The organism is Bacillus sp. B15-48, from assembly GCF_016879755.1.
GTDB lineage: Bacteria > Bacillota > Bacilli > Bacillales > Cytobacillaceae > Mesobacillus_B.
This window is the reverse complement of sequence record NZ_WOFU01000001.1, coordinates 797,039-810,623: the sequence shown is the minus strand read 5'-3', so window position 1 is coordinate 810,623 and position 13,585 is coordinate 797,039. Positions and strand designations below refer to the sequence as shown.

The 13,585-nt window shown below is 40.1% G+C and carries 15 protein-coding genes; 5 read left to right on the top strand and 10 right to left on the bottom strand.

Annotated features, from left to right (window positions below):
- Nucleotides 1–3: 3 nt before the first annotated feature.
- The 5 genes from GNT69_RS03655 to GNT69_RS03635 form a co-directional block, all read right to left on the bottom strand.
- Nucleotides 4–1,353 (bottom strand): dihydroorotase, encoded by a 1,350-nt coding sequence (locus GNT69_RS03655; protein ID WP_203553579.1) that lies wholly within the window; start codon nt 1,351–1,353, stop codon nt 4–6.
- Between the two features lie 27 nt (nt 1,354–1,380).
- Nucleotides 1,381–2,655, bottom strand: a complete 1,275-nt coding sequence (locus GNT69_RS03650; protein WP_203553578.1) for a TRAP transporter large permease — start codon at nt 2,653–2,655, stop codon at nt 1,381–1,383.
- A complete protein-coding gene (locus GNT69_RS03645) occupies nt 2,656–3,156 on the bottom strand; it encodes a TRAP transporter small permease (protein ID WP_203553577.1) in 501 nt (166 codons plus the stop codon).
- Nucleotides 3,157–3,399: 243 nt separating this feature from the next.
- A complete protein-coding gene (locus tag GNT69_RS03640) occupies nt 3,400–4,398 on the bottom strand; it encodes a TRAP transporter substrate-binding protein (protein ID WP_203553576.1) in 999 nt (332 codons plus the stop codon).
- Nucleotides 4,399–4,690: 292 nt separating this feature from the next.
- On the bottom strand, nt 4,691–5,992 hold the full coding sequence (locus GNT69_RS03635) for a M20 family metallo-hydrolase (RefSeq protein WP_203553575.1): 1,302 nt from the start codon (nt 5,990–5,992) through the stop codon (nt 4,691–4,693).
- Between the two features lie 460 nt (nt 5,993–6,452).
- Here GNT69_RS03635 and GNT69_RS03630 point away from each other — a divergent pair, with 460 nt between their 5' ends.
- Nucleotides 6,453–7,439: a diaminopimelate dehydrogenase gene (locus GNT69_RS03630; RefSeq protein ID WP_203553574.1), complete on the top strand. Its 987-nt coding sequence runs from the start codon at nt 6,453–6,455 to the stop codon at nt 7,437–7,439.
- A gap of 163 nt (nt 7,440–7,602) precedes the next feature.
- Here GNT69_RS03630 and yiaA read toward each other — a convergent pair whose 3' ends face one another.
- The gene (yiaA, locus tag GNT69_RS03625; RefSeq protein WP_203553573.1) at nt 7,603–8,076 is read right to left on the bottom strand and encodes an inner membrane protein YiaA; all 474 of its coding nucleotides are present in this window, start codon (nt 8,074–8,076) and stop codon (nt 7,603–7,605) included.
- Nucleotides 8,077–8,436: 360 nt separating this feature from the next.
- Here yiaA and GNT69_RS03620 point away from each other — a divergent pair, with 360 nt between their 5' ends.
- From GNT69_RS03620 to GNT69_RS03610, 3 genes are all read left to right on the top strand, one after another.
- Nucleotides 8,437–8,907, top strand: coding sequence for a VanZ family protein (locus tag GNT69_RS03620; protein ID WP_203553572.1), 471 nt, complete (start codon nt 8,437–8,439; stop codon nt 8,905–8,907).
- A gap of 137 nt (nt 8,908–9,044) precedes the next feature.
- Nucleotides 9,045–9,203, top strand: coding sequence for a hypothetical protein (locus tag GNT69_RS03615; RefSeq protein ID WP_203553571.1), 159 nt, complete (start codon nt 9,045–9,047; stop codon nt 9,201–9,203).
- Between the two features lie 455 nt (nt 9,204–9,658).
- Nucleotides 9,659–9,808, top strand: a complete 150-nt coding sequence (locus tag GNT69_RS03610; RefSeq protein ID WP_203553570.1) for a hypothetical protein — start codon at nt 9,659–9,661, stop codon at nt 9,806–9,808.
- A gap of 663 nt (nt 9,809–10,471) precedes the next feature.
- Here GNT69_RS03610 and GNT69_RS03605 read toward each other — a convergent pair.
- From GNT69_RS03605 to GNT69_RS03590, 4 genes are all read right to left on the bottom strand, one after another.
- A complete protein-coding gene (locus GNT69_RS03605; protein WP_203553569.1) occupies nt 10,472–10,699 on the bottom strand; it encodes a hypothetical protein in 228 nt (75 codons plus the stop codon).
- Between the two features lie 37 nt (nt 10,700–10,736).
- Nucleotides 10,737–10,943, bottom strand: coding sequence for a hypothetical protein (locus GNT69_RS03600; RefSeq protein ID WP_203553568.1), 207 nt, complete (start codon nt 10,941–10,943; stop codon nt 10,737–10,739).
- Nucleotides 10,944–11,000: 57 nt separating this feature from the next.
- The gene (locus GNT69_RS03595) at nt 11,001–11,204 is read right to left on the bottom strand and encodes a hypothetical protein (RefSeq protein ID WP_203553567.1); all 204 of its coding nucleotides are present in this window, start codon (nt 11,202–11,204) and stop codon (nt 11,001–11,003) included.
- Nucleotides 11,205–11,303: 99 nt separating this feature from the next.
- Entirely contained in the window at nt 11,304–12,425 is a 1,122-nt protein-coding gene (locus tag GNT69_RS03590; protein ID WP_203553566.1) for a YibE/F family protein, read from the bottom strand.
- Between the two features lie 208 nt (nt 12,426–12,633).
- On the opposite strand from GNT69_RS03590, the gene GNT69_RS03585 reads away from it, so the two are divergent.
- A complete protein-coding gene (locus tag GNT69_RS03585; RefSeq protein WP_343206446.1) occupies nt 12,634–13,530 on the top strand; it encodes a WxLIP family cell surface protein in 897 nt (298 codons plus the stop codon).
- Nucleotides 13,531–13,585: the final 55 nt, after the last annotated feature.

The following is a 13,585-nucleotide window of genomic DNA, read 5'->3' as shown; positions in this document are numbered from 1 at the left end:
CTTCTACACCTCCCGGCTATGAACGGCACGGATAAAAGTACCATCGCCCGGTTGTCCCGTTACTTCTTCATTAAAAATTTCTTGTCCGCGAACGAACGTCTTTTTAATTTTACCATGCATTTCCATGCCGTGATAGGGGCTCCAGCCAGCATTTGAATGCTGCTCTGCTTCATCTAGCGTCCAATGCTCCTCAGGGTTGAGAACGACAAGGTCGGCATCGTAGCCAATGGCGATTTGACCTTTACGGTGTCCTAATCCAAACCGCTTCGCCGGATTTTCACTTAGTAGTTTTACTAGCTGGAGGATGGAGACTTTTCCTTTCGCCACTCCTTCACTATATAAAACGGGTAAAAGGGCTTCAACACCAGGAGCACCTGAAGAATTGTCAAAAATGTTGTCTGCTTGTTTTTTATCAATGGTCCATGGCGCATGGTCGGACGTGACCATATCGATTTGGCCTTTTGCGAGCAGTGTCCATAAGGCTTCCTTATCTTCTGCCGAACGCAATGGCGGGTTAATTTTTCCTTTTGCTTTTAAACGAGACATATCCTCATCCACGAGTGTTAAGTAATGCGTGCACGTTTCTGCTGTCACATTCGTTCCTTGACTTTTATAGTACTCTACTAAGTTAAAAACACGTGGGAACGTCGTATGGTAGAGATGCAGCTTTACATTTGTATCGTGAGCAAGTTCAAGCACGGTTAAAGCAGCTGTCGACTCGGCAACTTTCGGGCGGCTCTTGCAGTGGGCAACAGGGTCAAGGCCTTCACTTGCGTACTGATCGAGGTATTTGCGTACAATCGAATCGGTTTCACAATGAACGCCAACAGGTCGTCCCGTTTTTTCGATTTCCTGGAACGCCTCATGAAGCGTTCCCTCATCAATCTTTGGGAAACGAGTAGAATCGGTGTTAAATAACGAAACTTTAAACCCACAAGCTCCAGCTTCAGCTAAAAGTGGAATTTGGTTCAAACCGTCTTTCGGAGCGATTGTTGCCAATAAAGCAACATCGACGACGGCTTCTTTTTCCAAAAGCTTAATTTTTTCTTCAAAAAGCTCTTGGCTGCAAATGAGTTTATCGGCATCGTATGGCATTTCAATAATCGTTGTCACACCGCCTGCTGCCGCGGATTTTGTTGCCGCGGTAAACCCTTCGCTCAATGCGCTATAACAATGAACATGGGCATCAATCCCTCCAGGTAAAATATATTGACCGCTGGCGTCAATAATTTCAGCACCGTTCGGTTCTTTTGAAATCGACGTAATCTTTCCGTTTTCCACGGTAACATACGCATCAAACAAAACTTCTGTTGGAAGGACAAGATTGCCTTTAATCGAAAAGCTCTGATTCAATGTTTTTCTCTCCTCTACTGATTTGAATTATTTAAATAACTCAACTAAGAACAAGCTTAGTTGCGGGATATAGCTGATTAATAACACGTTGATGACCATGACCGCTAAGAAAGGCAAGATCGCTTTTGCAATGCCCTCTAATTTGATATTGGCAATCTGACAAGCAACGAACAGATTGACTCCGAGCGGCGGTGTACACATACCAATCGCTAGGTTGACGATCATGACCATTCCGAAGTGAATAGGATCAATGCCAAGCATCATCGCTGCCGGTGTTAATAATGGCGCTAAAATAATAATGGCAATACTGCCGTCAAAGAACATCCCTACGATTAACAATACAATGTTGATAATGAGCAAAAAGACAATCGGTGAGGTTGTAAGATCCCCAAAGAAGGCCGCGATTTTTTGTGGAACCCCTTCGCGCGTTAAAATATAGCTGAAAATCCCCGCTGTCGAAATGATAAACATAACGATTGACGTCGTAATCATTGATTTTGTGAAAATGGGGATTAAGTCTTTAATTTTAATCTCCTTGTATACAAAGATTCCGATTATAAACGCGTAGGCAACCGCAACTGCTGACGCTTCTGTTGGCGTAAAGATTCCACCGTAAATTCCGCCTAAAATAATGACAGGCATCAGTATCGCTAAAATTGCGTCTTTAAACGCCGCCGATACTTCGCCTTTTGGAATATTCGAATCTCCTTTATAGCCGCGCTTTTTCGAGATAAAATAAACGACGATCATTAAAGAAAAAGCAATCAACATCCCAGGAATGACCCCGGCTAAGAATAAGTCACTGATGGAAACACCTGTCGCAACTCCGAAGAGAATCATCGACACACTTGGCGGAATAATGACCCCTAGTTCACCGGAGATTGCTTGCAAGGCACCAGCATAATTGCGGTCATAGCCTTTCTTTACCATCGCCGGAATCAAGATCGATCCGAGTGCGGCCGTTGCGGCAATCCCTGAACCGGAAATGGCAGCAAAAAACATCGAAGTCACGACGACCACCATTCCTAAGCCGCCCGTAAGCCCGCCAACTAAGGAATTAGCAAAGCGAATTAGGCGCTTGGCAATCCCGCCATGCTCCATTAATGTGCCCGCTAAAATAAAGAACGGAATCGCCATTAACGTAAAGGAATCAATCGAAGTGAAGGCTTTTTGAGCAATGGATTGCAGCGGAATGTTTCCGGCAAAAACGATGGCAATAACTGAAGAGAGTCCAAGAGCAATCGCAATGGGAAATGATAACACTAAAAAAACGATTAGACTGATTAATAGAACAAAGGTCATTTAGGAGATCCCCTCGCTTTCTTGAGGAGTTTTATTCAGGATGAGTTCAAACAATACAGCTACTGCATTTAACAATAAGGCCGCCGATCCAACCGGGATCCCTAAGTAGGGAATCGACATCGAAATCTGTAGAGCTGGCGACTTTTGAAATTGAACATTCCCCATCATTTGAATCCCCATGACAAATAAAATAATGAAGAAAGTAATCGCACCAAGAAAGACGAAGATTTTCAGTTTTCTTTTTAAAGGTGTCGATAGTTTCTCGGCAACAAACTCAAGCGCAATTAAAGATTGTGTTCGAAGCGCAACCGCCGCCCCTAAAAAAATCGACCAAACCATTAAATATCGAGACAATTCTTCCGCCCAGTTAAAAGCTCCTCCGAAAAAGAACCTCAAGATTACTTGAGTAAAAATAACAATTGCCATAATCGCTAAGAAAACCCCGATAATCACCTTGATTCCCTTGTTCATCACATCAACCATTTTGATAAAGTGCGTCATCTGCATTCCCCCCTTATACTGAAGATTTTAACTTTTACAATATAGGCATTTATTTTTTAAAAATGAAATCAAGAAGGCAAGGGTGTCTGGCACCACGATACTATATCTAGTTAGAAGTACGAATCACTCTAGCTATAGTGTTTCTTTGTTGATGCCAGACACCCTTATTGGTCAGACCCTTTGATTGGTCATTTCCTTATTGAGCTTCTCTAGGTTACTCTTCTCGCTTCTATCAATTTTCTCTTATTGAGCTTCTCTAATCTTGTCGTGCAGTTCACCGAAATTGGAAGCGTGCTTTTCATAGACAGGCTGAACGGCCGCTTTGAACGGTTCTAAATCAGCGTCTTCAATAATTTCCATGCCATTTGCTTTCGCGGTTTCTAAATATTCTGCATTTAGCTCTTGAACGAATTGACGTTGGTGCGTACCCGCTTCTTTCGCTGCTTCTAATAGAATCTGCTGCACATCTTCTGGAAGGGAAGTAAAGCTTTGGTTATTCATGAGGATCATTCCAGCAGAGTACATATGATTCGTGATTGTTAAATATTTGTGCACATCATAATAACTGTTTGGAATTAACACCGCTAATGAGTTCCCTTGGCCATCGATGACCCCTTGTTGAGCCGAGAGAAAAAGTTCACTGAAGGCAATCGGTGTTGCTGATGCACCTAGAGCATTGGTTGTATCAATTTGGACTTGGTTTTCTTGTGTTCTAAATTTTAACCCTTTCATATCTTCAACCGTTCGGATTGGTTTATTGTTTGAAACAAGATGATAAGAGCCATTGTCAACCCAGTATAAGTTCTTTAAATTCACACTTTCTAGCTGAGCATTGATTTCTTCGCCAACAGGACCATCGAGAACGTCCTCAGCATGTTTATGGTCATCAAATAGGAAAGGGAAATCTAGGGCATTTACTTTGTCTGCGAAGTTACCGACAGGGCCTGTTGAAACAATGGCAATATCCAATAGCTGACTTTGTACAGATTCCGTCATTTCGCGTTCTGCACCTAATTGTGAGTTAGGATGGTTGTTGATCACGATTCTGCCATCGGATTTTTCATCAACTAATTCAATAAACTTCTTTGCCCCTTCATTTAAGTGGGAATCGATACTACCACCATGACCTAACTCAAATGTGAACGCGTCTGAATCATTTGAGTTTGACGCGTCTCCAGAGCATCCAGCCATAAACAATAACGCCGAACCTATGATTAAAGAGCTTTTCAATAGTTTTTTCATCTCTTACACTCCTTTTGGTTATTTTTGGTTAATTATCATTTAGTGATAATCGGTTATCATTTATTGATATTTTACATTAGGATATTTATGTTAAGCAAGACTTTTTTTGTTCAATTTTCGGAAGATTAATTGTTTTATCGACAACTGACTCGTCTCATTTTTCCTTCTTTTCTAAAAATAAAAAAGGCTGGAACCTAGACGAATCAAGGTTCCAGCCTTTTTATTTTTATCGCATTAACGGGCCGTAATAGCCCGACTGATGGAAGTTTCACTGATATGAAAACTTTTTCAATTAAGCTTTGTAGCTCTCCAATACGTGTTTTAAAACATGGACACTTTGGACGCAATCGTTTAATGACGACCACTCTAATGGGTTATGACTGAGGCCATCCTTGCTGCGGACAAAAATCATCCCTGTTGGCACAAACTGGCCGGCAATCATGGCATCGTGGCCCGCGCCGCTTGGCAGAAGATATGGTTTGATTCCATTCGCATCAGCCGCAGCAGTCACTCTGGTAACAATTTCGTCTGGAAGCGGGACGGGCTCAACTTTAAGAAGTTCTTTCCATTGATAATCTAACTGATACTTGTGAGCGATTTTATTCGCGAGGTCAATGACTTTCGTGATGACTTCATCTCTTGTTTTTAATTGAATATCACGAATGTCTACGAACAGCGTTACCTCTCCAGGTATGACGTTGATCCCGTTCGGTTTCACCTCGATTTTACCTACCGTAGCAACTGCGGTGGAGCTAACCTGGCTCGGCAGGGGAGGGATGTGAGAAATGAGCTCTCCCGCGGCTACGAGCGCATCGGAGCGAAGATTCATGGGGGTATTGCCCGCATGACTAGCGACACCGGTGTAGGTGATCTCAAGCCAGCACGGCCCGGCAATCCCACTGACAATACCTACAGGAAGGTTTTCTTTTTCAAGCTGGAGCCCTTGCTCGATATGGACCTCGATGAAGGCTTTAATGTCCGCAACATTCCGTTTCGCAGTGAAAAATTGCTCCGTTGTCAGCCCGTTATCTTCAAGCACCTGTGCAAATTGCATGCCTTGGTCATCGGCTAGTTTCAGTTGCTCTTCAGCCGTGGCTAATCCAAACGCTGCACGGCTGCCGGTAAAGCCGTCATTAAAGCGAGAGCCTTCTTCATCAGTGAATATCACCACTTCATAGGGGTGATCAGGAATATAGTTTGATTCCTTCCACGCCGCCGCAACTTCAAGAGCGACTAGCACTCCTAAGACACCGTCAAAATGGCCGCCATTTGGGACGGTATCGACATGGGACCCTGACATGAGCGCCGGAAGTCCAGGGTTACGCCCCTCGATGCGCCCGAATACATTCCCGGCGCCGTCTTGTGTAACCGTCAGTCCAGCTTGTTCCATCCATTGAATGATCCGTTTTTTTGCCTGCTGTTCTTCTTTTGAAAACCCAATCCGGTGCGAGCCCCCATCACTAGTCAGGCCAATCTCGGCAATTTCCTTCATACGGCTTGCTAAGCGTTTACCGGAAACCCCAGCCAGATCCAACCTGTCACTATCGTAATTTTCTAGTAATTTTTGGTAAATTTTGTCCGTTGCATTAGTCATCAAACTTGTCCCTCCTCGAAACGAAACAATAATTAAGGCATTTTTCCATTAGTTTAGCAGATAGGTGAGGGGGAAGTCACTGTTTTCAGGGGTGCCCCCCGCTCAGCTCTTTGAGCTCTGGGGGACTTAACATTTTTGTCGCTACTGAACTAAACCAATGAAGCTCATACACTCATATGACCGAAAAGCTAGATGCTTACCCAAAACTATGACAGCAGGGGGGAATCCGTGGAACAATCTGTGAAACAAGATTTTTCGGGGCGTCACAGTGACGCTATTCAGAAAAAATCGATTATATGAATGTTGCAGGGTGGTTTTTTTGCTGAAAAATCTATAGAATGAATACAGTGAAAAAGATTCTGCTGATAGCTTGGACTTAAGGCCTCGACCCGAGGTATCGAGGTTTAAGTTTTAAATTGCGAATCTATAATGAAAATAAAAGATAGGTGGCGAAATGAATATGAGCAATCAAATGAAAGTTGGAATTGTCGGCTATGGCAACCTTGGAAGAGGAGCAATTGAGGCAATTAAGAAATGTTCAGACATGGAGCTTGTGGCTATTTTCACAAGAAGAGCACCTGAAACTCTTTCAATAAATGAGCCGAATGTAGAGGTATTACATATTTCCAGTGCCGAACAATATAAGGACAAAATTGATGTCATGATTTTATGCGGAGGTTCAGCAACTGATCTTCCAGAACAAGGGCCTTATTTTGCGAAAATGTTTAATACGATCGATAGTTATGATACGCATGCAAAGATTCCTGAATATTTTAGTGAGGTTGATCGCGCAGCAAAAGAGAATGGCAAGACTAGTATTATTTCTGTCGGCTGGGATCCAGGTTTATTCTCACTCAATCGCCTAATGTCAGAGGCGATTTTACCGGCTGGTGAAACGTATACGTTCTGGGGCAAAGGACTTAGCCAAGGACATTCAGATGCGATTCGCAGAGTAGAGGGTGTTGCAGCTGGTGTTCAATACACCGTACCAGTTGATGAAGCGATTGAAAAAGTGAAGAGTGGTGTAAACCCTGAATTATCTACACGTGAAAAACACCGTCGTGTTTGTTATGTGGTCGCGGAAGAAGGTTATGATACCGCAAAAATTGAAAATGAAATTAAAACAATGCCTAACTACTTTGCTGACTATGATACAGAAGTAAACTTTATTACAGCAGAAGAATTAAAGGAAAATCACTCAAAATTGCCGCACGGTGGATTTGTTATTCGCAGTGGTAAATCAGGGGAAGACACGAAACAAATCGTTGAATTTTCACTTAACTTAGATAGCAATCCGGAATTTACCGCAAGTGTACTAGTGGCTTACGCGAGAGCAGCTTATCGTTTGAATAAAGAAGGACAAGCTGGTGCGAAATCTGTTTTTGATGTTGCACCAGGACTATTATCTCCAAGATCTGCCGAGGACTTGAGAAGAGACTTATTGTAGTCGGTAGTCGTGAAACAGGGGGACGGTTCTGCCGTTTCCCTATTTTTTCCCAACTTAACTTTCTGTCGCTGATGCCCAGAATAAACTTGTTTCAAGGGAGAAAGGAGAGGTTATTTTACCTTTTCTATGAAACGCGAGAACCGTCCCCCTGTTTCCCCATGCTCTATCTTTCCCTAGCTCTCTGTGTATCTCTAATATTCTTCTGAACTGTGATCGCTGCGAACAAACTAAGAACAAATGCCATTGCGTAAAATCCCTTTTCGCTTAAAACAATACTGCCTGCATTGTATAAACCGATGGCCATTAATGAAATAGAAATAATAAGTGCAAGCCAACTAATCCCATAATAGATACTCGTAACTGGGATTCCCTCGTCTTTATCCCTTACTGCTTTTTGTAACGATACCGCTGCATACAGTCCAAAAATCAAAATTGCAAAGTAATATCCTTTTTCGTTCAGTTGCATAGATGCGTTAAACAGACCAATCAAATAAGACGTAACACCAATTAACAGTGCTGCCCAGGAAGCCCCTTTGAAAGCAGGGGTCGGTTCACCCTCTTTTCTTTCTAATTTGATATTTGAAGCATCTTGTTTTTCTTTATCTACTACAACCTCAACCTCATTATCATTAGACATTGCATTATCGCCCCCATCCTTTTCGCTTTTTTATTTGGAGCACCGCAGATACACTTGTAGAACTCCACTTATATTCATTATATAGAATTTTCGAATAATTAGAAGCGCGGTCACTGTGACGCCCCGAAAAATCTTGTTTCACAGGATAATGTTCCACGCGCAATTTTGGGGTCAGACCCCCGCTCAGCTAAAGTGTCCAGCGTTAATGTGTTAAAGTGATATTTTTAAGTGCGGGTTTAATGTTATTATTGATTGGTTTTTTGTTGATGTTCTTGTATGATAGACTTAATTGTGTTAACAGGTTATTTAACTAATAAAGAATAATTTGACTTTTACTATGAAATTAGAAGGAACTTATATATGGATAAAATCATTTCTTGGACGGCTGTCATTCTTTGGATGGCAGTTATTTTTTATTTTTCACATCAACCAGCTGCCGTTTCAAATGAGCTAAGTACAAGAGTGACAGAGACGATTGCCGAAAAGGTTGAAAAGATTGCTCCGAATATGGAGTTTAATGCAGGAAGCTTAAATCATACCGTAAGAAAGAATGCCCACTTTTTCAACTTTTTTGTGCTGGGCATGTTGGTGATGTTTGCCTTGAGGCGGTGCGGGAAATTTCAAGGTTATCGAAGAATTGGAATTGTCCTGACCATTTGTATTCTGTATGCCGTTTTTGATGAAGTTCACCAGCTTTTTATCCCGGGGAGAAGTGCTGAGATCAAGGATGTGCTTATAGATGGTGCTGGAGCAAGTGTAGGTGTGATTGTGTATTTGGTGATTAGGTGGATATTTAGGAAGAGAAGAACCGGTTATGGCGTGTCAGGGTGATAGGCCATAACCGGTTTTTATATTTTCCTATAGGATGAAAGGGCTTACTTTATTAGAGAGCTCTGTAGGTTTATTTGGGATTGATTAATTCACTTATGGGGAAAATAGAAAAAATTAGACAAAGGAAGTGAATTGTTATGTTTGAACACACACCACGGTATGTTGGCCAGATCATTCAAAAGGCAAAGGACGACGACAGAAACGCAAGAATAGCTGCAAATGTTTTAAATGTATCCATCTCACATATGAGTCCACAACGCCATTATCATCATAATAAATCTCAGAATAAGCGGTAACGAAAAACGATTTTTGTTCCGCTGCTAAAAAATTGGATTTCTAAAAAGTTCATCAATAACCCAGTTATTTTTAATTTTGCCTTTTTCAAAAAACCATTCAATTTTTATCGCAGATTAACTGGCAGTCAACCATGTAGCAAGCTTCACCAACATGTATGAAAATGCTATTTTCATGCGAGTTACCCCCACTTCAAGACGTCAGGTCATCTAGTAAAAATAAGTGGGGGATAAACTGCCTCAGAAGAGTGCGAATGTTCCAGAAGGTATTAGAGGGCCATAAATTTTTAAAAAATCCCCTTCGTAACGAGTCTTATGTTCATGTCCGAATAGATCTGCATCTCTAGCACTTGCATGAATAAGAAACCATAATGAGCATTCGAATAAAGTAATCAATTAAGCACAAAATAAAAAGGGAAATCAATACCGTAATATAAATTAGATGGAGGGGTGCAGGTATGGATAAAAACAAAGAGAAAGCACCGAATGTGTCAGGAAGTTTTCAAATGATTGAAGATGAACGAAAAGAAACAATCGAGGAATTGAGAAAAGACAATAAATTAGATGAAGAAACGGAATACTACGCACGAATTTTTATGGAAGACTAGGCGTTTCTTTTAACAAGTGGATTGTAATACAAGAAGAGCTGGCTGATATTGCTGGCTTTTTTGTTATTCAACTAAGCTGCCAATAGTACAATGGGTTTCTTCGGATTAGATGACGGTTACAGTTTCACTTTCATTTTTAATCTAAGCCTAGTCAACAACTCATGACTGAAGTCACGAACTTGTGAAGGCAAAAATCGCCTCCTGGTATCAACAGCCCAATATACGCCCGTTGGCATACCGATTCAATCACCTCATTTAAGAGGTGAACTGTTTGACGAGGAACCAAGCGAACCCCGTATTGATAATCACATGCGCTTGGCTATCGCTACATGTAACGGTTTTTTGTTCGTGTTGCTTGAACATTTTACGATGCAGAGCTTTTCCTGCATCAACCCTATATGTTCAGTTTTCAAAGAACAATTTCTAGTTATATTATAGCATGTATAATGTGGGATACAAAAAGATTAGCTGACATGTCGGATGCTTAATCTAGTACAAAATCTCGCGATTTTCTAGCACTAGACCGTATCCGAAGGCGATTCATCTCATGACTGAAGTCACGAGGGTTCTCGCCTATTACCTAAAAAAATGCAGAAAAACCTTGAAGAATAAAAAAACAGATGCCAAGTTATATGCAGGCATCTATTTATTAATCAATTCGTATTATTTTTCTCCATATTTCTTCAAAGCTTGTAGTTCTTTTTGAAGCTGCTGATTTTGTACGATTGCTCGATTCATTCTTTCATTCAGCATTTCTGTTTCTTCGTCTGGTAAGCTAGTATTATTTTGTGAGCCTTTATTATTTTTAGTAGATACAGATATAGCTTTCCAGCAGAAGAATAAACATACCCCTTTTAAAGCAATTATCGCTAACAACAAATAGTTATCCAAATCCTTCCTCCTATCCAATGACAACGTGTTTTTTGAATTATTTTCTTTCATTAATTTCCTTTTTTAGTATTTCATTTTGCTTTTCTATGTGGTCTAACTTCGACACCAATTCATTGGATGTTGTCTTAGATGTTACTTTAGGTCCACAACACCCAGCTTTTTTTCCTGCCATACTTTTTCCACATTTAAACATCATAAAGACCAACAATACCAATAGAGCAACGGTTAATAATGAAGAGTCCATTTTATATTACCTCCTTCCATATAAAAATCCATTTTTAGTAACTTAAAGAATTGTAGATTATCTGTTTCGCTTCATTGATTCAATTTCTTTTGCGAGTATTTCATTTTGTTCCATTAACTTTTCCATATTTTTCTTTAATTCAATTGCATCTGATTTATGCTGTTCAGAATGACCATTTTTACCATGCATACCTTTCATAATAAAAAACATGAAAATCAACATTAACGGACATAAAAGAAGCACTAAATAGGATAAATCCATAACATTTCCTCCTAATTATTGGTTACACAATTTCCATCCCCAAATTGACCTACATTAGAAAAATTAATTGTGGTGAAACTGTCTGGTAGATTGTATTTTTTATAGAGTTGAGCTAGTTCGTGTTTTGATTAGTAGTACCATAACGATCGCAGTTATTGGAATGGATAATATTAAACCAATACTTCCTGCTACTGTTCGTAGTATCTCCACTACTAAAAATTCCAAGTGAATTAATTCAAAAATAGGACTTTCTAGTGAATATAGAATGAGTAATAATGGCAAGGCGGCCCCTACATACGCTAATATCAATGTATTTGCCATCGTGCCCATAATATCTTTTCCTACATTCATTCCTGAAGTGAACAAGCGTTTTTTAGATATATCCGGATCCACTTTTTGGACCTCATCCATGGATGAAGCAATGGAAATGGCGACATCCATTACTGCACCTAAGGCACCGATAATGATTCCTGCTAAAAGCAATCCTGTAAAGTCCATGCTCAGTTCCGACGAAGTAGTTACTAATAGCATTCTTTCCTCATCACCATGCAACCCTGATAGATTCATCGTTCTCGAAAAAATGAAGGATATAACAGCAGCAGAGAATAAGCCTCCAACTGTACCAGCTAATGCAGATAGAGTTTTTCTAGTAAAACCACTAACGATTAAAAATGTAGTAGCTGTAACAATACCACCTGTGATTAACGCTAATAATATTGGGTTGTATCCTGCAAATAGTAGCGGTATCATTACTTTAAAAAGAAGAAATAGTGTTAAACCTAACGTTAAAACAGATTTCAACCCTTGCTTTTGGCCGAAGAAAATCAACAAGGCAATAAAAATACTTACTAAGATCAAGGTTGAATAATCTCTAGTATAATCCACTATATCCGCAGTAATTATTTCTCCATTTACTACTTCTATTTGAATCAAAATGTTGTCCTTTTCTTCTAACCAAAAATTCGCATCGCCTGGATAATTAAATTTTTCAGCAAAAACTAGCTCTCCTTGAAAAATTCCTGATAATATCTCTACTTCAACAATTTGAAACCCGATGTAAATACCGGTCTGTAGATCTAGTTCTTTATTGGTCTCTATTATTTCCGTTACTATTGCCTTTGGCCTCTCTATTGATAACGTTTCTTCTTCTGCGCCATAAACAACAGTATTAAAAACTAGAATTAATAGAATCAATGTAGATATTGAGATAACTTTTTTCATAAGAATAACCCTGCTCCATTTAAAGTTTTTTAACAAAATACCGGTTAGTTTATATATTTCATTGGATCAACAGCATTATTTTATTGACCATTCTATAAAAACCTACATAATTTTTTTGAAATCTAAGATTGTGCTGGATATAATCTTATCTGGAAATTTTGAAGAAACTATGGAGAAATAAATACAAGAAGATTTTTTTAGCGTCACAGTGACGCCCCGAAACAAACAAAAAACGTATTTTGATTTGCGAATGAGACCGAATCAGGAACAAGAGCTTGAAACCGTTGTCTATAACAGTGGCAATGAAGAGCTGAAAGTGAAGGTGTCTGTTTATAATGCCTCGACAAACCAAAATGGCCTCGTTGTTTATGAGCCAATTGAAGAGCTTGATCCAAGTTTAAAAATCCCTCTGAATACAATCTTAATAATCGAAGAAGATGAAATTACTGTTCCGTCAAAGAGTTCTAAGGTCGTCACAGCTCAACTTTCCATGCCTGAAGAAGAATTTGGCGGCATCATTTTAGGGGGCCTCCATTTTGAAAAAATCAACGACGACGAAGCTGAGTCTTCACAGGCAGTCCAAATTCAAAATAAATACGCTTATGTGATCGGAGTCCAATTGCGGGAAGATGACCATGAAGTATTCCCTGAGCTTCACTTCAACTCGATTCGACCTGATCTCGTTAACTACCGGACAGCTGTTGTTGCCAATATCCAAAACAGCGAACCGGTGCTCATAAGCAATCTCGACGTTCATGCTTCCATCTATAAAAATGGAGAATCAGATGTTTTGCACGAGAAGGTCATGAATAAAATCAGTATGGCCCCAAACTCGAATCTGGATGTTGTGATTGACTGGAAAAATCAAAGGCTAGAACAAGGAACGTATCGATTAAAACTGACAGCCACTACAGAGCAAGATCAATGGCAATGGGAAGAAGAGTTTACAATAGATGAGGAAGCAGTGGCATTAAACACGGAAGCTGTTGAATTAGAAGAACCAGAAATGAACTGGTATTTGCTTGGAATTATTTCATTAAGCAGCATCATTGTCATTTTGCTAGTTATCATTATTCGGCTGAAGAAACGCGTGGGGAAGGAATAGTGCCGTCACAGTGACGCCCCGAAATTCCTCGAATTTTGTCGATAAACGTCCTATC